The sequence below is a fragment of the Chloroflexota bacterium genome, assembly GCA_018825785.1.
Taxonomy (GTDB): domain Bacteria; phylum Chloroflexota; class Dehalococcoidia; order JACVQG01; family JAHKAY01; genus JAHKAY01.
Window position 1 is genome coordinate 1 of the sequence record JAHKAY010000048.1, and the last position, 22,636, is coordinate 22,636.

At 62.5% G+C, this 22,636-nt stretch carries 26 protein-coding genes; 18 read left to right on the forward strand and 8 right to left on the reverse strand.

What is annotated here, in order from left to right; genetic code table 11:
* The 5 genes from KJ624_06850 to pilM form a co-directional block, all read left to right on the forward strand.
* Window positions 1-1,212 (forward strand): hypothetical protein (locus KJ624_06850; protein MBU2009534.1); only part of this gene is annotated, 1,212 nt, incomplete at its 5' end.
* A gap of 116 nt (window positions 1,213-1,328) precedes the next feature.
* The gene (locus tag KJ624_06855) at window positions 1,329-3,032 is read left to right on the forward strand and encodes a GspE/PulE family protein (protein ID MBU2009535.1); all 1,704 of its coding nucleotides are present in this window, start codon (window positions 1,329-1,331) and stop codon (window positions 3,030-3,032) included.
* Window positions 3,033-3,040: 8 nt separating this feature from the next.
* A complete protein-coding gene (locus tag KJ624_06860; GenBank protein ID MBU2009536.1) occupies window positions 3,041-4,246 on the forward strand; it encodes a type II secretion system F family protein in 1,206 nt (401 codons plus the stop codon).
* Complete coding sequence (locus KJ624_06865) at window positions 4,243-4,773, forward strand: hypothetical protein (GenBank protein MBU2009537.1); 531 nt, start codon at window positions 4,243-4,245, stop codon at window positions 4,771-4,773. The genes KJ624_06860 and KJ624_06865 overlap by 4 nt, the downstream gene beginning before the upstream one ends.
* Window positions 4,774-4,777: 4 nt before the next feature.
* Window positions 4,778-6,370: a pilus assembly protein PilM gene (gene pilM / locus KJ624_06870; GenBank protein MBU2009538.1), complete on the forward strand. Its 1,593-nt coding sequence runs from the start codon at window positions 4,778-4,780 to the stop codon at window positions 6,368-6,370.
* A 288-nt stretch (window positions 6,371-6,658) separates the two neighbouring features.
* On the opposite strand, the gene KJ624_06875 is transcribed toward pilM, so the two are convergent.
* From KJ624_06875 to mazG, 3 genes are all read right to left on the reverse strand, one after another.
* Window positions 6,659-6,976: a GIY-YIG nuclease family protein gene (locus tag KJ624_06875; protein ID MBU2009539.1), complete on the reverse strand. Its 318-nt coding sequence runs from the start codon at window positions 6,974-6,976 to the stop codon at window positions 6,659-6,661.
* Window positions 6,977-7,291: 315 nt separating this feature from the next.
* A complete protein-coding gene (locus KJ624_06880) occupies window positions 7,292-7,681 on the reverse strand; it encodes a type II secretion system GspH family protein (protein ID MBU2009540.1) in 390 nt (129 codons plus the stop codon).
* Between the two features lie 285 nt (window positions 7,682-7,966).
* Window positions 7,967-8,743, reverse strand: a complete 777-nt coding sequence (mazG, locus tag KJ624_06885) for a nucleoside triphosphate pyrophosphohydrolase (protein ID MBU2009541.1) — start codon at window positions 8,741-8,743, stop codon at window positions 7,967-7,969.
* Window positions 8,744-8,812: 69 nt separating this feature from the next.
* Between mazG and KJ624_06890 the strand changes: the two genes are divergently transcribed.
* On the forward strand, window positions 8,813-9,490 hold the full coding sequence (locus KJ624_06890; protein MBU2009542.1) for a TIGR01906 family membrane protein: 678 nt from the start codon (window positions 8,813-8,815) through the stop codon (window positions 9,488-9,490).
* A gap of 3 nt (window positions 9,491-9,493) precedes the next feature.
* On the opposite strand, the gene KJ624_06895 is transcribed toward KJ624_06890, so the two are convergent.
* Window positions 9,494-9,727, reverse strand: coding sequence for a zinc ribbon domain-containing protein (locus tag KJ624_06895; protein ID MBU2009543.1), 234 nt, complete (start codon window positions 9,725-9,727; stop codon window positions 9,494-9,496).
* A 184-nt stretch (window positions 9,728-9,911) separates the two neighbouring features.
* On the opposite strand from KJ624_06895, the gene nifS reads away from it, so the two are divergent.
* The gene (gene nifS, locus KJ624_06900; GenBank protein MBU2009544.1) at window positions 9,912-11,096 is read left to right on the forward strand and encodes a cysteine desulfurase NifS; all 1,185 of its coding nucleotides are present in this window, start codon (window positions 9,912-9,914) and stop codon (window positions 11,094-11,096) included.
* A 3-nt stretch (window positions 11,097-11,099) separates the two neighbouring features.
* Window positions 11,100-11,474, forward strand: coding sequence for a Fe-S cluster assembly scaffold protein NifU (nifU, locus tag KJ624_06905; GenBank protein ID MBU2009545.1), 375 nt, complete (start codon window positions 11,100-11,102; stop codon window positions 11,472-11,474).
* Window positions 11,475-11,531: 57 nt separating this feature from the next.
* On the opposite strand, the gene KJ624_06910 is transcribed toward nifU, so the two are convergent.
* Window positions 11,532-11,843, reverse strand: coding sequence for a zinc-ribbon domain containing protein (locus KJ624_06910; protein MBU2009546.1), 312 nt, complete (start codon window positions 11,841-11,843; stop codon window positions 11,532-11,534).
* Between the two features lie 151 nt (window positions 11,844-11,994).
* Window positions 11,995-12,519 carry a GyrI-like domain-containing protein gene (locus KJ624_06915; protein MBU2009547.1) on the reverse strand — a complete coding sequence of 175 codons (525 nt, stop codon included), beginning with the start codon at window positions 12,517-12,519 and terminating at the stop codon, window positions 11,995-11,997.
* Window positions 12,520-12,640: 121 nt separating this feature from the next.
* Here KJ624_06915 and KJ624_06920 point away from each other — a divergent pair, with 121 nt between their 5' ends.
* Window positions 12,641-12,877 carry an SHOCT domain-containing protein gene (locus tag KJ624_06920; protein MBU2009548.1) on the forward strand — a complete coding sequence of 79 codons (237 nt, stop codon included), beginning with the start codon at window positions 12,641-12,643 and terminating at the stop codon, window positions 12,875-12,877.
* Window positions 12,878-12,886: 9 nt separating this feature from the next.
* Here the strand turns inward: KJ624_06920 and KJ624_06925 are convergent, their stop codons facing one another.
* Entirely contained in the window at window positions 12,887-13,600 is a 714-nt protein-coding gene (locus KJ624_06925) for a hypothetical protein (GenBank protein MBU2009549.1), read from the reverse strand.
* Between the two features lie 94 nt (window positions 13,601-13,694).
* Here KJ624_06925 and argJ point away from each other — a divergent pair, with 94 nt between their 5' ends.
* The 8 genes from argJ to argH are packed head-to-tail and all read left to right on the forward strand — an operon-like array spanning window position 13,695 to window position 20,744.
* The gene (gene argJ / locus KJ624_06930) at window positions 13,695-14,903 is read left to right on the forward strand and encodes a bifunctional glutamate N-acetyltransferase/amino-acid acetyltransferase ArgJ (protein MBU2009550.1); all 1,209 of its coding nucleotides are present in this window, start codon (window positions 13,695-13,697) and stop codon (window positions 14,901-14,903) included.
* A 10-nt stretch (window positions 14,904-14,913) separates the two neighbouring features.
* Window positions 14,914-15,342: a hypothetical protein gene (locus tag KJ624_06935; protein ID MBU2009551.1), complete on the forward strand. Its 429-nt coding sequence runs from the start codon at window positions 14,914-14,916 to the stop codon at window positions 15,340-15,342.
* A gap of 20 nt (window positions 15,343-15,362) precedes the next feature.
* A complete protein-coding gene (gene argB / locus KJ624_06940) occupies window positions 15,363-16,121 on the forward strand; it encodes an acetylglutamate kinase (protein ID MBU2009552.1) in 759 nt (252 codons plus the stop codon).
* Window positions 16,118-17,308 carry an aspartate aminotransferase family protein gene (locus KJ624_06945; GenBank protein MBU2009553.1) on the forward strand — a complete coding sequence of 397 codons (1,191 nt, stop codon included), beginning with the start codon at window positions 16,118-16,120 and terminating at the stop codon, window positions 17,306-17,308. Before argB ends, KJ624_06945 begins: the two co-directional genes overlap by 4 nt.
* Window positions 17,308-18,579, forward strand: a complete 1,272-nt coding sequence (locus tag KJ624_06950; protein MBU2009554.1) for an argininosuccinate synthase — start codon at window positions 17,308-17,310, stop codon at window positions 18,577-18,579. The genes KJ624_06945 and KJ624_06950 overlap by 1 nt, the downstream gene beginning before the upstream one ends.
* Window positions 18,576-18,947 carry a hypothetical protein gene (locus KJ624_06955; GenBank protein MBU2009555.1) on the forward strand — a complete coding sequence of 124 codons (372 nt, stop codon included), beginning with the start codon at window positions 18,576-18,578 and terminating at the stop codon, window positions 18,945-18,947. The genes KJ624_06950 and KJ624_06955 overlap by 4 nt, the downstream gene beginning before the upstream one ends.
* 2 nt (window positions 18,948-18,949) lie before the next feature.
* Window positions 18,950-19,402, forward strand: coding sequence for a tRNA (N6-threonylcarbamoyladenosine(37)-N6)-methyltransferase TrmO (gene tsaA / locus KJ624_06960; protein MBU2009556.1), 453 nt, complete (start codon window positions 18,950-18,952; stop codon window positions 19,400-19,402).
* A gap of 1 nt (window position 19,403) precedes the next feature.
* Window positions 19,404-20,744: an argininosuccinate lyase gene (gene argH, locus KJ624_06965; GenBank protein MBU2009557.1), complete on the forward strand. Its 1,341-nt coding sequence runs from the start codon at window positions 19,404-19,406 to the stop codon at window positions 20,742-20,744.
* Here argH and rpmB read toward each other — a convergent pair.
* Window positions 20,741-20,932, reverse strand: coding sequence for a 50S ribosomal protein L28 (gene rpmB, locus KJ624_06970; GenBank protein ID MBU2009558.1), 192 nt, complete (start codon window positions 20,930-20,932; stop codon window positions 20,741-20,743). The two genes, argH and rpmB, sit on opposite strands and share 4 nt — an antisense overlap.
* Before the next feature lie 55 nt (window positions 20,933-20,987).
* On the opposite strand from rpmB, the gene KJ624_06975 reads away from it, so the two are divergent.
* Window positions 20,988-22,598, forward strand: a complete 1,611-nt coding sequence (locus KJ624_06975) for a DAK2 domain-containing protein (GenBank protein MBU2009559.1) — start codon at window positions 20,988-20,990, stop codon at window positions 22,596-22,598.
* Window positions 22,599-22,636: the final 38 nt, after the last annotated feature.

Sequence of the window (22,636 nt, forward strand, 5' to 3'; positions counted from 1 at the left end):
CACGCGCTAACAGAGGCCGACCAGCTGGGCCTGAGCCTGAGGGAAAAGGCCAAAGGCGAAGCCGACGCCGAGGCGGCCAGCATTCTCTCCCAGGCCCAGGCCCGGGCCGAGGGAATAGCCCAACAGGCCCAGGAGACCCGCCAGTCTATCCTGGCCCAGGCCGAGGAAGAGGCCGACCAGCTGGCCCTGAGCCTGAGGGAAAAGGCCAAAAGCGAGGCTGAAGCCGAGGCAGCCGGGATTATCTCCCAGGCCCAGGCCCGGGCCGAGGAAATAGCCCAGCAGGCCCAGGAGACCCGCCAGTCTATCCTGGCCCAGGCCGAGGAAGAGGCCGACCACCTGGCCCTGAGCCTGAGGGAAAAGGCCAAAGGCGAAGCCGAGGCCGAGATGGCCGGGATTATCTCCCAGGCCCAGGCCCGGGCCGAGGAAATAGCCCAGCAGGCCCAGCAGGCCGCCCTCAGCCTTAAGGAAAACGCCAGGGAAGAGGCCGAAGCTGAGGCCTCCACCCTCATCTCCCAGGCCCAGGCCAAGGCCGAGGAAATCGCCGAGGAGGCCCGCCAGGCCGCCCTCAGCCAGTTCAGGGAGAAGGTCAGCGCCCGCACTCAGCGCATTCATGACAGGTTGCTGGAGATGGTGCAGGAGGAGCTGGGCAAGGAGGACGGCAAGATGGTAGGCCCGGCCCTCACCGCCCCCGCCCCCTATTTCCCCCAGCCGGAGCCGGCAGACCCCCTTACCCAGAAGATAGAGGAGGCCCTGGCAAACTGGCAGGCCATGCCCATTAGCAGCGATGCCCCTCCAAGCCCGGAAGGGAATGCTGCCCCTATCCCGGAACTGGTCCCGGAAGTCCCTCAGGCAAACGGGAAAGACCTGACAGAGGGTGAGGTTGACCTGATAGTGGCTCCACCTATTGACCTGGCCCAGCTCACCAGCTTCCAGCGCCGCCTGCGGAAGCAAAGCGAGGTAAGGCTCATCCAGACCGTAGGCTCCTGGAATCAGGGGCTGGCCATAAGCGTCTTTATCAAGCAACCACTCCAACTCATGGAAACCATCCAGGGGATGCCCGAGGTTGAAAGCGTCCAGGGCAGCAACGGGGCCGAAAAGGAGGCAGGCAAGGAACTCAGGAAGCAGCTCAACATCAGCCTGCGCCGCCGCCCCAGGCAGAAGGCGGAGGGCTCCGGTGTAGGAGTCCACGGTGTCCAGGATGACCTCAGGTAGGGGGGACCAAATTCTCCCCCGGAGAAGGACTAACGGCACATATCCCGTCCAGTAACCGTCAACTAGAATGAGGCGGAATTGGGAGAAAGCAAAGGGATGTTGAGAGAAGGCAAAGAGTGAGGAACCTGTCTTACGTGGGTCGCCGCCGTCCCGTGGGGGAGCTCCTGATTGAGGCAGAGCTTATCACCCGTGACCAGTTGCAGTATGCCCTGGAGCTCCAGGGGGGCAACGGCACCAAGCTGGGCGAAATCCTCGTAAAAGAAGGGCTCGTTTCCCCCCAGGACCTGGCCTCGGTGCTGAGCCTCCAGCTCAACATCCCCTTTGTGGAACTGAAGCGCTACATCATCCAGCCGGAGGCCCTGAAGCTGGTGCCCGAGACACTGGCCCGCAAATACACCGTCCTGCCTCTGACCATTGAGGAAGACGGCCTCCTCATGGTCATGGCCGACCCGGAGAACCTCCAGGCTATTGAGGACCTCCAGGCCCGGACCAGGATGCGCATCAAGCCCGCCCTCAGCACCCTCTCTGAGATCAAAGAGGCCCTGGACCAGAACTACAGGGCCGCCGCTGAGATTGAAAAGCAGCTCAGCCACATCCCCGGCATAGAGGAGCTCATGGAAGCCGAGGCCCGGGTCTCCCCGGCGGCGGTGGCCGAAGCCCCCATTGTCCGGGCCCTGGACCTCCTTATCACCCAGGCCATAAGGGACCGGGCCTCTGACATTCATATAGAGCCGCAGGAGGACCGCCTGCGCATCCGCAACCGCATTGATGGCATCCTCCATGACAGCATGTCCCTGCCCCTGAGTGTGCACCCCCCCCTCGTCTCCAGGATAAAGATCCTGGCCAACATGAACATTGCTGACCGGCGCCGCCCCCAGGACGGCCAGTTCAGCTTCCAGGCAGGAAAGAATACGGTGGACATCCGTGTGGCCAGCAGCGACACCGTCCACGGCGAAATGATGGTCCTCCGCCTGCTGGACAAGTCCTTCGCTGTTCTGGACCTCGCACGACTGGGCTTCATGCCCGAGAGCTACCAGCTCTTCCTGAAAATGCTACGGGCCCCCCACGGCATGCTCCTGGTCAGCGGCCCCACCGGTTCGGGCAAGACCACCACCCTTTACGCGGCCATCAACCAGATGGACAAACAGGAGAACAAGGTCATCACCATTGAAGACCCGGTAGAATACCGCTTTGCCGATATCACCCAGATCCCGATAAACCCCCGGGCGGGCGTCACCTTTGCCAACGGTCTGCGGGCCATCCTGCGCCTTGACCCCGATGTAATCCTCGTGGGGGAGATCCGCGATAGCGAAACGGCCCAGATTGCCATCCAAGCAGCCCTCACAGGCCACCTGGTCCTCTCCTCAATCCATGCCAACGACTCTATTGGGGTCCTCTTCCGCCTGCTGGACCTGGGGGTGGAGCCCTTCCTCATCACCTCCGCCCTGGTGGGGATTGTCTCCCAGCGCATGGTAAGGCACATCTGCCCCAACTGCCGCACCCTCGCCAAGCGCCCGATGGACGAGGCCCTGGCCTACAAAGATGAGATGGGGGAGGAAAAGACAGAGTTCCACTCCGGCACAGGGTGTAACTACTGCGCCCAGACCGGTTACCGGGGAAGGACGGGGGTCTTTGAGATCCTGGTCATGAGCGAGGCTATCCGGCGCAAGCTCCTGACCAATGAAAGTGCCGACGGGCTATATGCCCAGGCCCTGAAGGAGAACATGGCGACGATGAGACGGGATGGAATGCTGAAGGTTAAAGAGGGCATCACCACCCCTTACGAGGTCATCCGCAACGTGTTCTCCCTGGCCCACTAGGTGCTCGCATGATGTATGACTACGTGGCCTATAACCAGGGGGAGATGATAAGGGGGCGGCTCAATGTCACCTCCACCTCTCAGCTGGAGGAGGCCCTGGCCCGGCAGGGCTACCGGCTCCTTTCCCACAAGCCATCCCTCCGCCTGCCCAAGATTGAGGAGGCCCTCCCTTCCTTATTCCTGCCCAAGAGGGGGGAGGTCATCGCCTTCACTCGCCAGCTAGCCACCATCCTGGAGTGCGGCATAGGGCTCACCGCGGGCCTGAACATTTTGAAGTCCCAGGCCAAAAGCCGGGCCTTCCGCCGGGTGCTGGGCACGATACTGGACGACCTGGGACAGGGGGAGGCCTTCTCCGCTGCCATAGCCAAATACCCCCACGTCTTCAACCACCTTTACTGCCGAATGGTGGGGGTGGGAGAGAAGTCTGGTCAGCTGGAGCAGGCACTTAGGCAGGTGGCCTCCTATATGGAAAAGCAGGGCCTGATGATGAAGAAGATAACCAAAGCCATGACCTACCCGGCCATGGTCCTGGGCCTGGCGGTGCTGGTAACCATCGTCCTCGTCACCGTGGCCCTGCCCCCTATGATGGGGGTCTTCGAGCAGTTCGGGTCCGAGCTCCCAGCCACCACCCGCGCCCTCATGTTTATCACCAAGCTCTTTTCCGCCCACGGCCTGGTGGTGTTCGGGACCCTGGGTGCAGCTATTGTCCTGGGCCTTATGTACTCCAGGCGGTCTGCCGGCAAGCACCTCAGGGACCGCATCCTCCTCCGAATGCCAGTCATTGGCTCCATCATCATCACCGGTGAGGTGGCCCGCTTCAGCCGCATCATGGCCATGCTCCTCAAGGCCGGGGTGACTATGCCCGACACCATGGAGCTGGTATGTCAGACCAGCAACAACAAGGTGATAAAGGCAGCACTGATTGAAGCAAGGAAGGAGCTCCTCCAGGGCCAGGGCCTCTCCGGCCCCATCGGCAAGGCCCGCATTTTCCCTCCCCTCTTCATCCAGATGATGGTAGTGGGGGAAGAGACCGCCACCCTGGACACGACCCTCTCCACAGTAGCCGATGCCTATGAGTCAGAGACCGAGGAGAAGATAGCGATGATGATGACCATGTTGGAGCCGATGATGACCCTGGCCATAGCCCTGGTCATCGGCTTTATAGCCCTGTCCATGATCACCCCCATGTACAGCCTGCTGGGGAATCTCAAGTGAAAGGGAAGCTCCAGAGATACGGCCTCATGCTCCTCGCCGGCCTCCCTCTGCTCCTCTACCTCAGCCTGGGCCTGGTCTACCTGGAGCAGAAAAGGGGGCAGAATAATGCCTTCGCCCAGGTCCGCACCTCTCTTGAGCTCCTGCGCCAGCCCACCCCCGACCCGACGGGGCTGGAGGCCGATATACTCCAGGCAGAGCAGGAGATAAAGGAGGCCAGAAGCTCTTTTGCCATTGAAAGTGGCGAGGCCCTGGTGGCCGGCCTCCTGGAGAGGGCCCAGCGCTCCGGGCTCCAGATGGTGGGGATTGCCGTCAAGCCGGTTATCACCCGCAAAGAAGAGGACGGGTCCTTCAGCGTCCTGCCTCTCTCGGTCCAGGCGTCGGGGGGGACAGGACAGCTCATGGGCTTCCTTAACAGCCTGGACTACCCCAACCTGGAGGTTCAGAATCTCTCTCTTTCCCAAACTGAAGCTGACGAAAACTGTGACATCAAACTGGACATAGTGGTCCATGTCACGCCGAGGGAGTAGGAACATGCCGGTCATACTGAATAGGAACATGCTGGTAACACTCAACATAGAAACCGACAGCGTCCGGGTGGTGGTGTGCCAGGGGAGAAGGGTGAGACGCTGGGGGACCGTGCCCCTGGAATCCGGGCTGGTGAGGGAGGGCCTCCTCACCCAGCCAGAGGCGGTAGGCCAGGCGGTGAAGCACCTCCTCTCTTCCCTCAGGGTCAACGGGGATAGGGTGGTTGCCGGCCTCAGCGGCTTCCACGCTGTCTCCCGGGTCTTCACCCTCCCCCAGATACCCCGCAAGCTCCTGGAGAAGGCCGTCATCCAGGAGGCCCAGGTGGCCATGCCCTTTTCCCTGGAGGAGGCCTATCTCTCCTGGCAGACATTCGCACCGTCCAACGGCCACCAGCAGGTCTTCGCCCTCGGCATCCCCCGGGAGCTGCTGGATGCCGAGGTCAAGGCCCTGTCCCAGGCCGGGGTAAGTCTCCGGTCCATGGGCCTCAAGCCCATGGCACTGGCCAGGGCCGTCAACAAGAAGGACGCCATCATAGTAAACATAGAGCCCGACAGCCTGGAGATAACCCTGGTCCTGGAGACCGCCCCCCAGGTGATACGGAGCCTGCCCCTGAGGGCCGACGGCCAGGGCCAGAAGGTAGACACAGAACAGGTGGCGGAAGAGGTGGAAAGGACCCTCAAGTTCTACGAGTCTGGCCACCAGGATACCCCACTGCAGGCCGCCCTACCCCTGGTCCTCACCGGGCAACTTTCCCAGGACGAGGCCCTGGCCCGGGACCTGGCCGAGAGGCTGGACAGACCGGTTGAGCCCTTTGCCCCCCCTATCCGCTACCCCTCCCATTTCCCCCTGGCCTACTATGCGGTGAACATCGGCCTCGCCCTGACCCCCTCCCTGCTCGCCCGGGATAAAGTCCTCAACCTCAACATCCTCCCCGCCGCCTACCGGCCCAAAGGCCCGCCTCTGAAACAGATGGCCTTCGTGGGTGGCCTGGCCGTGGCCTTCGGCCTGCTCTACCCCCTCTACCAGGTCACCACCGCGGCCCTGGCAGAGACCCGGCGCCTGGAGTCCCAGGCCGCCCAGGCAGGCAGCCAGATTGACCTCCGCCGCCTGGAGCAAAAGGGCTCCGCCGCACTCATGGCAAGCCTCAAGGCAAAACAGGCCAAACAGGTAAACATGGAAGAGCAGCTGGCATCCCTGGTCCAGGGAAAAAGGCAGTTCCCAGCCATCCTGGACACCGCCGTCCACCGCACCCTCCCCGCCGGTGCCACCATCACCCAGTTGACCCAGAAACAGGCCGACCTGGTGAAGAAGGAGGTAATCACCCCCCCACCGGCCCCGAAGGGGGCCCCGGCAGCGGCAAAAACAACCATTACCAGGACCACCCGCCAGCTGGACCTGAGCCTGAAGGGCAAGGCCGACAGCTACGATACGGCCCTCCTGTATGTGGAGAACCTGAAGGCCTCGGGAGCCTTCTCCCGGGTCTGGATGGAGAGCGCCACCCTGGACGACAACGGAGTACAGTTTTCCATCAAGGCCCAGAAGGAAGAGTTGCTCTCGGAGACCAGGGTCCAGGAGGCCACGGCCAGCACCAAGAAATAGACCAGAAATATAGAGTTCAGGGCCCCTGGCCAAAGCCAGGGGCCCTGTTCTTTTACCCGCCGGAATCTCCAGCTCACCGCCTGGTGCCTGGTTGCAGGAATCAGCGAGTGAGATTCTTCGCTGCGCTCAGAATGACAGTCCCTGAATGTCACCCTGAGCGACCTCAGTTGTCACCCTGAGCGGAGCGAAGGGTCTCAGAGCGAGCCACAGATTCTTCGCTCCGCTCAGAATGACATATCTGTGTTTTCACCCTGACACACCTACTTATCACCCTGGCAGGCCTGCTTGTCACCCTGAGCGGAGCGAAGGGTCTTCTCCCGTCTTATGCCATTCCTCGCTCAAGTCTTTCCATTGGGGATTCATTGACTCTATGAGAGCGACCTTTTTGCTCCTGAGCCAGCCTTTGATCTGTTTCTCACGGCTGATAGCCGAGCGAACATCCGAGGTCATCTCATAATACACCAGCCTGGTCAGATTGTACTTCTTCGTGAACCCCTCGACCAGCTTTTGCCTGTGCTCATATATTCGCCGCTGCAAGTCGTTCGTCACGCCCGTATAAAGCGTTTTGGAACGATTGCTCATTATGTAGACATAGTATTGGCTCATTCAATTAACCCTCAAATTATCTCTTACCCGGGCCTCCTTGTCACCCTGAGCGGAGCGGAGGTCTGCGGGCGAGCCCCAGATTCTTCGCTACGCTCAGAATGACATACCTGACGCTCAGAATGAGATACCTTTGCTTTCACCCTGACACACCTACTTGTCACCCTGGCAGACCTGCCTGTCACCCTGAGCGGAGCGAAGGGTCTCCCTGCTTACCGCCGCGGTCTGTGCCGGGACTGTTGCCGGCGACAAAAGTTCAGGGCCCCTGGCTTTTGCCAGGGGCCCTGTCTTTCCTGAGCGACTAGCCTCTAGAGCTCACTACGGCTTGGTTACTTCGCCAGTGACGCTCCAGGTCCATCCGGGTGTGCCGGTGACGCTGCCGTACTTGGGAACCTGGATCCTCAGGTACTCGGGATACAGGTAGAGTACCCCCACAGCGTCGGGGTCGATGTCATAAGTTGCGAAGTCTGTCACAGTGACGCCGGCGACCACCGCGGTGAAACCGTTGTCGGCGATGGCGGCGTCCATACCGGCCTGGAGAGCATCCCCCTCCGCCGCCGCGCCCTCCGTCTGGCCCGAGCCCACGAACCGGGCCACATTGGGCACGATGATGGCGGCCAGGGCTGCCATGATTCCCACAACCACCAGGAGCTCAATGAGGGTGAACCCCTTCTGTGCCTTTCCCGTCTTCTTCACTGTTTTCTTCACTGTTTGCCTCCTTTCATGAAAGTGATTGAATCCACCACCAGAATAGCCCCCCCCGTTTCAAGGGTAAATAGCCCGATAGTAACAGGACAACTGAGAGGAAATCCCCCTTTGGTACTACCCCGGTATAGTAGTGGTTGCTTCCAGAAATCAGCGAAGCTAGATTCTTCGCTACGCTCAGAATGACTTACCTATGTTGTCACCCTGCGCCTGCTTGTCACCCTGAGCGAAGCGAAGGGTCTCGGCTTACCCCCTTTGAAGGGGACTCTAGCAACCGAGCACTGGGGGCTAGGGGCTTTTGGCCTTGGCTTCCTGCCAGAGGGCTTCTTTCTCCTGGAGGGAGAGGCTGGCGAAGCTGAGGCCCCGCTGCCGGCAGAGGTCTTCCATATGGCGGAAGCGGCTGAGGAAGCGGCGGTTGGCCTGGCGGAGGGTCCCCTCCATGTCCAGGCCCAGTTTCCTGCCCATATTGACCAGGGTGAAGAGCAGGTCCCCCAGCTCACGGCCCCTTTCCTCCGGGGTAGAGGCCTGGAGGACCTCCTTCACCTCTTCATCCAGCTTTTCCACCACCCCCTCCACCCCTTCCCAGTCAAAGCCCTGCCGGGCCGCCCGGACCTGGATTTCCTGGCCATAGGCCAGGGCGGGGAGGCTTGGCGGAACATTCTCCAGGAGGGACCCTCCCCCCTCCCCCGCCTTCAGCCGGTCCCACTGGTCCAGCACCCCCTCCTTATCCAGGGCCTTCTTCTCGCCAAACACATGGGGGTGGCGGTGGATGAGCTTGGTGGCTATGCCCCTGATGACCTCCTCCAGGGTGAAATCCCCCCCATCCTCGGCGATGCGGGCGTGGAGGAGGACCTGCATCAGCAGGTCGCCCAGCTCCAGGCGGAGCTTCCCAGGGTCCTGCTGGTCCAGGGCCTCCAGGGCCTCATAGCACTCCTCCAGGAGATTGGCCCGGAGGGAGAAATGGGTCTGCTCCCGGTCCCAGGGGCACTCCCGGCGGAGACGGGCCACGATTTCCCTGAGGGTGTCAAAGCTCCCCAGGTCCCCTGGAGAGGCATTCCCTGCCATAACAGGGACAGATTATATCAGCCCCCCTTTCTTGACAAGCCCGCACAGCACGTCTATCCTCAAAGGGATTTGAAAGCCCTGGCCCTTATCTCTTTTGTCCTTTTCCTCCTGGCCATGCCCCTCTTGTTCTTCTCCACCGCCGTGGGGGTGGTGTCCGGGAACCTCTCCCTTTATCAGTGGGGCTTTGAGCGGCACGGGGTCGCTGAGGACCTGGGGATAGAGCCTGGGGAGATGGAGGAGGCGGCCCGGGGCCTCCTGGCCTACTTCAATTCCCCCCTGGAGCCGGTGGGCGTCCTGGTCCGGGGGGAGGAGCTCTTCAACGAGATTGAAAAGGTCCACCTGCGGGATGTGAAGGGGTTGCTTGTCCTCGACCGGCGGGTGCAGGCGGGGGCCCTGGCCTATATCCTGGCCTTCGTTGCAGGCAACTGGATATGGCGAAGAAAGACCTTCTGGGAATCAACCCTCAGGGCCCTGCGCTGGGGCAGCGGCCTGACCCTTTCCCTCATCCTGATGCTGGGGTTGGCAGCCGTGGCGGGGTTTGACCGCCTATTCCTGGCCTTCCACCTGGTGAGCTTCAGCAACCCCTTCTGGCAGCTGGACCCCGCCCGGGATAAGCTTATCGTCATGTTCCCCGAGGGGTTTTTCTACGATATCACCCTGGTCATCTTCGGAGCCACCGCCCTCATGGCCCTGGCCCTGGGCACAGCTAGCCACCTGCTGCTTCGCCTGAAATTCGCGCGCAGATAGGAGCTAGTGGCCGCAGGTGCCGCAGGAGCTGGAGGAGCAGGAGCCGCAGGAGGGGGCGGTGCCGCTGATGGGGGCGGATACCCCCTCAGCGCTCCTGGAGAAAGACGCAAACCGGGAAAGAAGCCGTTTGGCCCGCCGGTGACAGCGGGGACACTCCACCCCGTCGGCCTCAGCCATAGGCCGCAAGGACTCAAACTTCAGTGAGCACCCGGAGCAGCCATATTCATATACAGGCATCAATACAATTGTATACCGCCTGCCCGCATCGGTCAATCTCCAGATACGCGAACTCTAGATACCCGCACTGGCCGGCTGAAGGCTACATTATGTAACCTTATCCGGTGGCCTTCTCCCAGTGAGACTTTTTACCTTTACAAAGGGATGCCTTTTGTCCATAATTTAGCCTGGTGAGGGGGATAGCATGAAAAGGCTCATCTACATGGACCATGCGGCCACCACCCCGGTCCGTCCGGAGGTGCTGGAGGCCATGCTCCCATACTTCTCCCAGAGATACGGCAACCCTTCCAGCGTCTACACCCTGGCCCAGGAGGCCCGTCAGGCGGTGGAGAACGCCCGGGCCACTGTGGCCCAGGTCCTGGGCTCTAACCCCCGGGAGGTCATCTTCACCAGCGGGGGGACCGAGTCCGACAATCTCGCCCTCAAGGGGGTGGCCTTTGCCATGCGGGAACAGGGCAACCACATAATCACCTCTTCCATTGAGCACCACGCCGTGCTGGAGACGGGTCACTATCTGGAGAAGTTCGGCTTTGATGTCACCTATCTCCCCGTGGACAAATACGGCCTGGTGAAGGTGGAGGAGGTGGAGAAGGCCCTCACCCCCAGGACCATCCTGGTATCCATCATGTATGCCAACAACGAGGTGGGGACCATTGAGCCCATCGCCGAGGTCGGCCGGTTGCTCAAAGAGCGCTCCGGGGAGAGGAAGATTGCCTTCCACACCGATGCCGTCCAGGCGGCGGGGGTCCTTGACCTGGATGTGAGCAGGCTGGGGGTTGACCTGCTCAGCCTCTCCGCCCACAAGTTCTACGGCCCCAAGGGGGTGGGGCTCCTGTACCTGCGCCGTGGGACGCCCTTCCTGCCCCAGCAACGGGGGGGCTCGCAGGAGCGAAACCGCCGGGCGGGGACGGAGGATGTAGCCGGGATTGTGGGCATGGGGGTGGCCCTGAAGCTGGCCGCAGAACAGATGGGCTCCTATAACCAGCACTGCTCCAGGCTCCGGGACCGCCTCATCAAGGGAGTATTGGAGAGGATTGACCGGGTCTTCCTCACGGGCCATCCCACCCAGAGGCTGCCCAACAATGCCAGCTTCTACCTTGAGTATATTGAAGGGGAGTCCATTCTCCTCAGCCTGGATATGGAGGGGGTGGCCGCCTCCTCGGGTTCAGCCTGCACCTCCGCTTCCCTGGAGCCGTCACATGTGCTGACGTGCATGGGCATCCCCGTTGAGGTCGCCCATGGTTCTGTCAGATTTACCCTGGGCTGGGAGAACACCGATGGGGATGTGGACCATGTCCTCTCCGTGCTCCCGCCTATCGTGAAGAGGCTGAGGGCCATGTCGCCCCTGGCTGCCAAGGAGGGAAAATAGATTATGTATAGCGACCTTGTCATGGAGCACTTCCGCAACCCCAGGAATGTGGGAGAGATACCCGATGCGGACGGGGTGGGGATGGTGGGAAACCCCGTCTGCGGGGATGTGATGAAGATGATGATAAAGGTCCGCGATGACCGCATAGCGGATATAAAGTTCCAGACCTTTGGCTGTGGGGCCGCCATCGCCACCAGCTCCATAGCCACGGAGATTGTCAAGGGCAAGACTCTGGAGGAGGCTCTGTCCCTTTCCAACAAGGCGGTGGCGGAAGCCCTGGGAGGACTCCCCCCTGCCAAGATGCACTGCTCCAACCTGGCCGCCGACGCCATCCACAAGGCTATAGAGGACTACCGCAACAAGGTCAAAGCCTCATAGGCATAAAAAGAGTGGGGGCCGGAGAACCCGGCCCCCACCTTCCTTTTTTCCCCGCTTTTAGCGGCGGCTGCTGTCTGGCCGAACGCGGTTGTAGCAGTCGCTGCAGTAGACGGGCCTGTCCCCCCGAGGCTGGAAGGGCACCTGGGTCTGTGTCCCACACTGGGCACAGGTCGCCGGGTACATCTCCCGCCGAGCGGAGGAGCCACCACCACCGGAAGAGCGTCCTGCCCTGCGTGTCTCTCGACACCCAGTACAGCGCTTGGGCTCGTTGGTATAGCCCCTGGACCGGTGGAACTCCTGGTCTTGAACCGAGAACGTGAACTCGGCGCCACAATCCACACAGCGGAGGGTCTTGTCCTCTAGGCGCACCGGATAACCTCCTTTCATGAGTTATTTGGCTTGGTTCGGTTACCCAGGGCCTGAGGAACTGTGAGAGTCCTTAAGGATGGGCGACCTAAACTCCTGCCAGATAGTAATATAGCACCAATCACCCAAACAGTCAATAGGGGGAAACGCCAGCCTATTCCTGCTTTTTTCCCACCGGATACCTGACAATAGTCCTGGGGACCTTGGCTTCAGGAGTGGTGAGGTACTCCTCTTCATGCACGCCCGCAATCTCATACCCGTTTTCTTTGATGAACTTATGTAAGCGCTCAACCGTTGGACCCTCCTCGCTGTAGGGCCCGAGGTGGAGTATCTGGGCTACGGTGCCGTAGTCCCAGGTCTCAATCCTGACCTCAACACCGGGCACCTTCTGGGGCAGAGAAGTCACCTCCTCGGGGATGGGCAGGCCAAGGATGATAGACCATCCCTCTTTGGGGACAAGGTGAGCATCGGGATAGCGGGCCCGAGAGGGACTGACCTTGAAGGCGGGCAAACCCTTCTTCTTGAGGTCAAACTTCAGGGTGTAAACGGAGCCGTAAAGCGCCGGCATGACTTCAGAGAAGACCTTATCGGGAGCACCTTTGGCCCGGACCACTGCCATTTTTTGCGAAGGCATCTCCAGTATTCGTGGCTCCGTCTGGGGCGATTTTCGTCCTGCCATCTTGCTCCTCCTTTGCTAGGCCGCCATATTTTACGCCAGCCATTCTTTAGCATCAAGGTCTGGAGACGGCCACTTCGCCCGAGTGGTATAATAAGCTGATTCAAGCAGGAGGAGGAACGAAATGATGTGGAATGGCGGATGGGGGGCTGGGTGGGGGTGGATATTTGGCCCCCTGATTATGCTGGCCTTCTGGGGAGGGTTCGTCGCAATCGCGGTGTGGATTGTCAGGGCAATCTGGCGCTCAGGAGAACCCCGGCCCTCCTCCCAGAGCTCCCTGGACATCGCCAAGGCCCGCTATGCCCGGGGGGAAATCGCCAGAGAGCAGTTCGAACAGCTCAAAAGGGACCTGGGCGGGTAGGCTTCTCCCCTACTCTGCCCTTCCCAGCCCCTGGCTGAAGGGCAGGCGGTAGAGGCCGAAGACCTCCCGGCTCCTGAGGAAGCCGACAAAGATGACCACCACCCCCAGGAGCTCGGAGACGTACAGATAGCCCGGGCTGCCCAGCCGGGCCAGGCTGCCCCCCAGCGCAGGGAACATCGCCCCCACCGCTATCAGGACGTTAGAGACCACCCGGTGGGGGAAAAGCCGCCTCCTCCAGAACACCCAGGCGGAATAGAGGGCCCCTCCCACCAGGGCTACCGTGCCAAAGACATTGAAGAAGGGGGTGAGGACCCTGGGTCCGGCCAGGCCCGAGGGAAAGCCCTCGCCGTTGAGCACTGGCCCGGTAACCTGGCCCAGGTCAACCGGTGCGGTCCAGGCCCGGTATACGGCCAGCAGGGAAAAAACAAAGAGGAGGGCCATGATGGTGTGGGCGGCCCGCCGGGGGACAAGAAGATAGATGGTCCCCATCCCCAGATATGCCGCCCCGAAGACCGCCCCGAAAAGGTACCACAGCCTGTAGACCGGGGTGGAAAGCCCGAAGGCCCAGGCCCCGAACTCCATAGCCGTGGCAATGCCGTAGCAAAGGAGACCCACCGTCCACACCAGCTGGTAGGGCTTCCTCCGGGCCAGATACTGGTCAAAGACCGCTGCCGCAAAGACCAGGCTCACCAGGGCAGAAAAGAAGGGGATAAGGCCCATCATCTACCTCCTTTTATCCCCGCATTATATCACCCCCCGACTCCCGGCTCGTTGCCTGGCCCCAGGTGCTGTGCTATAGTTGGGTAATCGTTCCAAGATGAACAGCATCTTCTCTCCCCTCCCCGGCGGCTCCCTCACCTCCCCCCAGGGCTTCCTGGCGGGGGCTGTTTCCGGTGGCCTCAAGGCCTCCGGCGGCCCGGACCTGGGGCTCGTCTTCTCTCCGGCCCAATGCCAGGCGGCGGGGCTGTTTACCAGGAACCGGATAAAGGCCACGCCCGTCCTCCTCAGCCGCCGGCACCTTGCCCGGGGGAAGGCCAGGGCCATCGTCGCCAACGCCGGCTGTGCCAACGCCTGCACCGGCCCCCAGGGCCTGGAGGACGCCCAAGAGATGGCCCGGCTCACCGCCGGCAAGCTTGGTCTTGAGCCGGAGGAGGTCCTGGTGGCCAGCACCGGGGTCATCGGCCGGAGACTGCCTATGGAGAAGCTGAGAAAGGGGATAGATGAAATCGGCCTCTCCCGAGAGGGGGGCCACGACTTCGTCAGGGCCATCATGACCACTGACACCTTCCCCAAGGAGACTGCCCTTGCCCTGGAGACCGGGGGGAAAAGGCTGGTGGTGGCGGGGTGCGCCAAGGGGGCTGGGATGGTCCACCCCAACCTGGCCACCATGCTGGCCTTCCTCACCACCGATGCCCTGGTGGATGGGGCCTTCCTCAAAGTGGCCCTGAAAAGGGCCGCGGACATCTCCTTCAACATGATAACCGTGGACGGGGACACCAGCCCCAACGATATGGCGATAATCCTGGCCAGCGGCCAGGCGGGGAACCAACCCATTGTTGAGGGAAGCCCCGAGGCGTCTATCTTTCAGGAGGCCCTGGAACAGGTCTGTATCTACCTGGCCCGCAGCATCGCTCGGGACGGGGAGGGGGCAAGACACCTCCTGGAGGTAAAGGTGGAAGGGGCCGTAAGTCTGCTCCAGGCCAGGAAAGCGGCCCGGACCATCGCCTCTTCCCCCCTGGTGAAAGCCATGGTCTATGGGGCCGACCCCAATTGGGGGCGAATAGCCGCCGCCCTGGGCAGGAGCGGGGCAAGGGTGGAGGAGGGGAAGCTGGAGATATACCTGGACAGCCTCTGCCTCTTCCGGGGCAGTCCCCTCGCATTCGCCAGCGATGAAGTCCGGGGCATACTGAAAAGGCCCGAGGTCCCCATAAGGGCAGTTCTCAACCTGGGTGAGGCCTCTGCCACCGCCTGGGGCTGTGACCTCACCCCGGATTATGTCAAGATAAATAGCGAGTATACTACCTAGGAGGTGAAAAATGGCGTTTCCATCGGCTGCCCATGCGGAACTTGGCGTCCTCAGGGCCATCGTCGAGGCAGGGGGAGAAGCCATGACGGAAGACCCCTCGTTCTACCGTCTGATTGCACTTTATTTTCCAGAAATCAATGGGGAGGACTTAAGTCTAACCACCCCCGATACCGGGGAGGACCTGTGGACAGCCAAGTGTAAGCGCCTGTTCATACGACTGGCGAAGCGGGGCGAGATTGGGGGCATCGATGGAGATACCCTGGCGATTACAGAGGTGGGGCTGGCCCGGTTGAAGAAGGAATGGCTGCCGGAGTGGGGATTCAACCCAATTCGTGAGCCGCCGCCCCTTACTCCTGAGAATCTCCCGCCATGGGCCCAGCCCCCACCCCCAGATATGTGGCCCGGGGCTCCACCCCCACCTCCAGGTGTGGGAAGATAAACAGCGAGTACTAGAAATAGATGAAGCCCATCGTCGTCAAGCTGGGTGGCTCCACCCTGGGGTCAGGAGACACGGCCCTGGAGGACCTGGCCGCCCTTCAAAGGCGGGGCCTGCCCCTGGTGGTGGTCCACGGCGGGGGCAAGAAGGTGTCAGAGTGGCTGGAGAGGCTGGGTATTGCCACCAGCTATGAGAGAGGCCTCCGCGTGACCGATGAGAGGGCCATGGAGGTGATTGTCGCGGTGCTGGGAGGGGTGGTGAACAAGGAGCTGGTGGCCGGCATCCTGGCCCGGGGGGGGAGGGCCATCGGCCTCTCGGGCCTGGACGGCGGCATGCTCCTGGCCCGGGTGAAGGACCCCGCCCTGGGCCGGGTGGGGGAAATCGTCAGGGTGGACATCGCCCCCCTGTGGAAGGTGCTGGAGGACAACTACATCCCCGTGCTGGCACCCTTCGGCATGCAGGAGGATGGCACGGCCCTGAACATCAACGGGGATACCGCCGCCGCCGAGACCGCCCGGGCCCTGGGGGCCCAGAAGCTCATCTTCCTCACCGATGTCCCCGGGGTCCTGGATGGGGAGGGGAAGACAATGCCCTTCCTGTCCCCCCAGGGGGCCCAGGGCCTGACTTCATCGGGGGTCATCAACGGGGGGATGCTGCTCAAGGTGGAGGCCTGCTTCCGTTCCCTCTGCTCCTGCATTATTATAGATGGCCGGGAGCCCCATGCCCTCCTAAACGCCCTGGAGGGGAGGGCCGGGGGGACCCGCATCGAAGGGGGGACATGAACTGGCCTGAGCTGGCCGACAAATGTATCATGCCCATGGCCTCCAGGCGCCAGGCCATCACCCTGGTCCGGGGGCAGGGGGTGAGGGTATGGGACGACGCAGGGAAGGAATACCTGGACCTGGTGGGTGGCTGGGCCGTATGCACCCTGGGCCACTGCCACCCGGTGCTGGTCAAGGCCATAGCCGAGCAGGCCCAGACACTGATGCACATCTCCAACCAGTTCTACTCCATCCCCCAGACAAGGCTGGCCGAGCTCCTGGTGAAGAATAGCTGCTTTGCCAAGGCCTTCTTCTGCAACAGCGGGGCCGAGGCCAACGAGGGGATGGTGAAGCTGGCCCGGAAATACGGCAAGTTGAAGCTGGGGGGGGCCTATGAGGTCATCACCGCCCTCAACTCCTTCCACGGCCGCACCCTGGCCATGGTGGCGGCCACCGGCCAGCCAAAATACCAGGAGGCCTTCACCCCCCTCACCCCCGGCTTCGTCCATGTGGAGTTCAACAACGCCCAGGCCATCAAGAAGGCGGCAACCAGGAATACCTGTGCCGTGATGCTGGAGCCTATCCAGGGGGAAGGGGGGGTGAACATCCCCGACGATGGCTATTTCCAGGAGGTAAGGGCCTTCTGCGATGAGCGGGGGCTCTTGCTGATGTTTGATGAAGTGCAGACGGGGCTGGGGAGGACGGGAAGCCTCTTTGCCTATGAGCAGTTGGGAGTGGAGCCGGATGCCATCGCCCTGGCCAAGGGGCTGGCGGGTGGCTTCCCTGTGGGGGCCTTCCTGGCCAAGGCCCCCTGTGCTGTCCTGGCCCCCGGCGACCACGCCTCCACCTATGGCGGCAACCCCCTGGCCTGCGCCGCCGCCATCGCCGTGCTGAACTACACCCTGGAACGAAATCTTCCCCAGCACGCCAAAGAGATGGGGAGCCATTTCCTGGCCCGGCTCCAGGCCCTGAAGGGGCGCTTCCCCTTCATCCAGGAGGCCCGGGGAAGGGGGCTCCTCCTGGCCCTCCAGTTCAAAGAGGACCTGGCCGATGCTGTCCAGGAGGCCTGCACCCGCCGCGGCCTGCTGGTGAACCGCCTCCGCCCCAGCGCCCTGCGCTTCATGCCCCCCCTCATCATCACCAGGGATGAAGTGGACGAAGGGGTGGACATCCTGGAGAAGGCCCTGGCAGAAGTAGGGAGGAAATAATGGAGAAAGTCGTCCTGGCATACAGCGGCGGCGTGGATACCTCGGTGGCAATCAAGTGGCTCCAGGAGAAACACGGGCTGGGGGTTATCACCCTTACCCTGGAACTGGGCGGGGAAAAGGACCTCTCTGCCGTCCAGGAGAAGGCCCTCAAGCTGGGGGCGCTCAAGGCCGCAGTGGTGGACGCCAGGGAGCTCTTCGTCCAGCACTTCGTCTTCCCCGCCCTCCGGGCCGATGCCATATACGAAGGGCAGTACCCTCTGGCCACCGCCCTTTCCCGCCCCCTGATTTCAAAGCTCCTGGCCGATACCGCGCGGGAGGAGGGGGCTAAATATGTGGCCCACGGCTGCACCGGGAAGGGAAATGACCAGGTCCGCTTTGAGGTGAGCCTGGCCGCCCTGGCCCCGGAGCTGAAGGTCATCGCCCCCGCCCGGGAATGGGGGATGGGGCGGGAGGAGTCCATCCACTATGCCCAGAAGCACGGCATCCCCATCCCGGTCACCGCCAGGAGCCCCTATTCCGTGGATGCCAATCTGTGGGGCCGGAGCATTGAGTGCGGGGTTCTGGAGGACCCCTGGGCCGAGCCGCCCGAGGAGGTCTTCGCCTGGACCCGGTCCCCCAACAAGGCCCCTCCCCGCCCCCTCTACATGGAGATAACCTTTGAACAGGGCCTCCCCACCGCTCTGGACGGGAAGGAAATGGATGGGGTGGCCCTCATCCAGCGCCTCAACCGGGTGGCGGGGCTCCACGGGGTGGGGAGGATTGACCACATAGAAAACCGCCTGGTGGGCATCAAGTCCCGCGAGATATATGAGGCCCCCGCCGCCACCATCCTCCTCCGGGCACACCTGGCCCTGGAGGCCATGACCCTCTCCAAGGCCCAGGTGCGCTTCAAGGAGAGGGTGGCCCAGGAGTATGCCGACCTCATCTACAACGGCCTCTGGTTCACTGCCCTCCACCAGGACCTGGCCGCCTATGTCCAGAGCACCCAGCGCCATGTCGCCGGGACGGTGCGGGTGAAGCTCATCAAGGGCAACGCCGTGGTTGTGGGGAGGAAGTCCCCCAGGTCCCTCTACAGCTTCGCCCTCGCCACCTATGACAAGGGGGACGTCTTTGACCAGAAGGCCGCCCCGGGCTTTATCCACATCTGGGGCCTGCCGGCGAAGGTCCAGGCCCAGGCCCAGCTCCTGGCCCAGCCCGAAGGCCCCCTGGGCATCTCGGGAGGGGTCACTCCCCTCCCTAAGAGAAAAAGAAAAAAGGAGGTGCCGAAGTGACAGGTCTCAAGGTAACCCTCTTCATCGCCTTCATCCTCAATGCGGTAATCGCCCTGGGCTACCTCTTCTTCCCCGGGCAGATGGCCGAGGCAAATATGGGGCCCGCGGACACGGTTATGGCCCGCTACGCCGGGGTTACCCTGGTGGGGCTTGCCCTGGCCCTGTGGTATGCCTCCCGCAACCCGCACAAGAATGTGGCCGTGGTGCGGGCCGCCCTGGCTATGTATGTTCTCACCGCCCTCCTGGGCCTCTACCACGGCCTCACCGGACAGGAGGAGTGGGGGGCAGCCCTTATGAGCATAGTGGTAGGAGGAGTCCTGGCCCTGGGCCTGGCCCTCTTCTACCCCATGGGGGCCAAGGCCACCTGACCTTGAAGAGGGTAAGCCTTAGAGCTATCGGGACAGTCCACAACGCCGTCCGGGAGGGGAGACAGAGGTGGGGCCAGGTGACCTCGGAGATTGAGCTTCTCCCGGAGCATGCCGAGCGCCTGGAGGGGATAGAGGACTTCTCCCATATCCATATCCTCTTCTACCTGGACCGGGTAAGCCGGTATGAGAGGGGGATGAAGAGGTTCCGTCCCCTGGACCGCGAGGACCTGCCCCTGGTGGGGGCCTTTGCCACCCGCTCCCAGCGCCACCCCAACCCCATCGGCCTCACCACGGTAACGCTCCTGGAAAGAACGGGGAACACCCTCCGGGTGAAGGGGCTGGATGCCCTGGACGGCACCCCGGTGCTGGATATAAAGCCCTACTCCCCCCGCCTGGACTCCGCCCCGGGTGCCAGGCTGCCCCAATGGGTGAAGACACTGGAGGGAGAGAGATAGGATGACTGACCCACGCCAGTTCATGGCCTCCCTGCCCTTTGACCGCCGGCTGTACAAGTACGATATTCAGGGCTCTATAGCCCATGCCCGGATGCTGGCAAAACAGGGGATTATCGCGGAGAAGGAGGCCGAGCTAATAGTTATGGGCCTCACCTCCATCCGGGAGGAGATAGAGAAGGGGACCTTCCCCTTCCGCCCGGAGCACGAGGACATCCACATGAATATAGAGGCCCGTCTCTACGAAAAGGTAGGGGCGGTGGCGGGGAAGCTCCACACCGGCCGCTCCCGCAACGACCAGGTGGCCCTGGATATGCGCCTCTTCCTCCGGGAGGCCACGGGGGATACTGCCCAGGCTATAAAAGACCTCCAGAAGGCCCTGTTAGACCTGGCGGAGGAAAACAGGGGTGTCATCCTGCCGGGCTACACCCACCTCCAGCGGGCGCAGCCCCTCCTCCTGGCCCACCACCTCCTGGCCTACTTTGAGATGTTCCAGAGGGACAGGGGGCGCTTTGCCGACGGCCTGAAGAGGACCGAGGTCCTTCCCCTGGGCAGCGGGGCACTGGCGGGGGTCCCCTACCCTGTTGACCGGGAGTTCCTGGCCCGGGAGCTGGGCTTCAGGGAGATAAGCCAGAACAGCCTGGACGCCGTCTCCGACCGGGACTTCGTCCTGGAATACATGGCGGCGGCGGCCATCGCCATGGTCCACCTCTCCCGCCTGGCCGAGGAAATAGTCCTCTGGTCCTCAGCGGAGTTCGGCTTCGTGGAGGTAGGGGAAGAATATGCCACCGGCTCCAGCATCATGCCCCAGAAGCGGAACCCCGATGCCGCTGAGCTGGTCCGGGGGAAGGCGGGCAGAGTCTTCGGCCACCTCACCGGGTTCCTGGCCACCATGAAGGCCCTCCCCCTCTCCTACAACCGGGATATGCAGGAGGACAAAGAAGCCCTCTTTGATACCGTGGACACCCTCAACTCCTGCCTGGAGACTATGGCCGGGATGCTGGGGGGACTCAGGATAAATAAAGAGAGGATGGAGCAGGCTGCCCGAGAGGGCTACATCCTGGCCACCGACCTGGCGGACTACCTGGTGATGAAGGGTATGCCCTTCCGGGAGGCCCACAGGACACTAAAAGGGCTGGTGGCCTACGCTATAAAGAAGAAAAAGGGGCTGGGGGAACTGGACCTCCAGGAATACCACTCGTTCTCCACCCTCTTTGAGAAGGATGTCCTCGCCATTACCCTGGAGTCCTCCCTCCAGGCCCGCCGGGCCCCTGGGGGCACCGCCCCCGAGACGGTAGAAAGGGCCTTAAAGGAAGCCAGAAAGGGCCTTGAAGCCGAGAACTAGGCCTTCTCGGGGGCCAGCTTCTGCCGGGTGCGCAGGCACCTCATACAGATGTGGATGGTGGCGGGACAGCCATTGATATTGACCCGCAGGGGGCGGATGTTGGGACGGAAGAGGCGACGGGTATGCCTCTTGGAGTGGCTCACATTCCGCCCCACCATTGCCCTCTTGCCGCAGATATCGCACTTCATAATCTTCCCTCAGACTGGCGTTTAGCATATCATAAATGGGCAAAAGGAGCAAGGCTTGAGAAAAGGCAACAGCTATAATGGCCGCGACCTCCTGGGGATGATGGAGGTGGCCCTGGCCTGGCTTGAAAAGAGCGCCCCGGCGGTTGATGCCCTCAATGTCTTCCCCGTGCCCGACGGCGATACCGGCACCAACATGCTCCTCACCCTCCGTTCCACACTGGAAGAGGCAGCGCGGGTCCCGGGGGAAGAGACGGGCGTGATGGCCCAGGCCATGGCCCGGGGGGCCCTGATGGGGGCCAGGGGGAACTCGGGGGTTATCTTCTCCCAGATTATGAGGGGGATAGCCAGGGTCCTGGGGGAGAAGGCCACCTTTAGTGCCCGGGACTTCGCCCTGGCCCTGGCCGAGGCCTCGGCCCTCGCCTACCAAGGCATCAGCCGGCCCGTAGAGGGGACCATGCTCACCGTTATGAAGGACGCCGCCCAGGCGGCCCAGAAAGCGGTGGGCCAGAACCCCACCCTGACCGGGGTGATCGAGGCGGCCTCGGCCGCGGCCCGGGAGTCGGTGGCCCGCACCCCCTCCCTGCTGCCCGTGCTGGCCCAGGCGGGGGTGGTGGACGCCGGAGGCCAGGGCCTCTATGTTATCCTGGAGGGAACCCTCCACCACCTGCGGGGCGATTCCCTCCCCACCCTGATGGCCCCTATCGTCGCGCCCAGCATCCCCATCATTGTCACCCAGGCGGAAGAGGAAGAGGCCTATGGCTACTGCACCGAGTTCCTCCTGGAAGGTGAAAAGCTGGACCTAGAGAAGCTCCGCAAGAAGCTGGAAAAACAGGGGCAATCGCTGATGGTGGTAGGAGATGAGAAGAACCTGCGGGTCCACATCCACACCTTTGACCCCGGGAAGGTCCTGAGCTCTGCCGTCCGTCAGGGGGTGCTCCACTCCATCCAGATAAGGAATATGGATGACCAGCACCGGACCTATCTGGAGATGCGCCAGGCCCGGGCCCCCACCCTGGCCCTGGCCACCGTAGTGGTGGTCTCGGGGGAGGGCCTGCTCAAGGTCTTCCAGAGCCTGGGGGCCTCCGCCATCGTCCCGGGGGGGAAGACCATGAACCCCAGCACCCGGGACCTCCTCTCGGCCATTGAGGCCGTCCAATCGGACCGGGTCATCCTCCTGCCCAATAACCCCAATGTTGTCCTCACCGCCCAGCAGGCCCGCTCCCTGGCCAAGAAGCAGGTAGAGGTGGTCCCCACCACCAGCATCCCCCAGGGGGTAGCCGCCCTCCTGGCCCTGAACTACGAGGCCCCCCTGGAGGCCAACGTCCAGGCCATGGAGGAGGCCCGCCAGAAGGTGAAGACAGTGGAGATTACCCGGGCAGCCCGCTCCTGCCGCTTCCAGAAGCTCGCCATGAAAAAGGGCCAGCCCATCGCCATCCTGGACGGCAGTCCGGTGGCCTGTGTCCCCAGCTTCCCTGCCCTGATAGAAAAGCTCCTCCCCCGCCTGGGGCTGGAAGGGGCTGAGGTGATAACCATCTATTTCGGGGCTGATACCAGGCGGGAGCAGGCCGAGGAAATCGCCGGGCTCCTCCGCCCCCACTTCACCGGGGAGATGGAGATGGTGGACGGGAAACAGCCCCATTATAATTACATCATCTCCATAGAGTGATTCAGGAAAGGCCCCAGACCTATGGGGAGAAGGAGGGA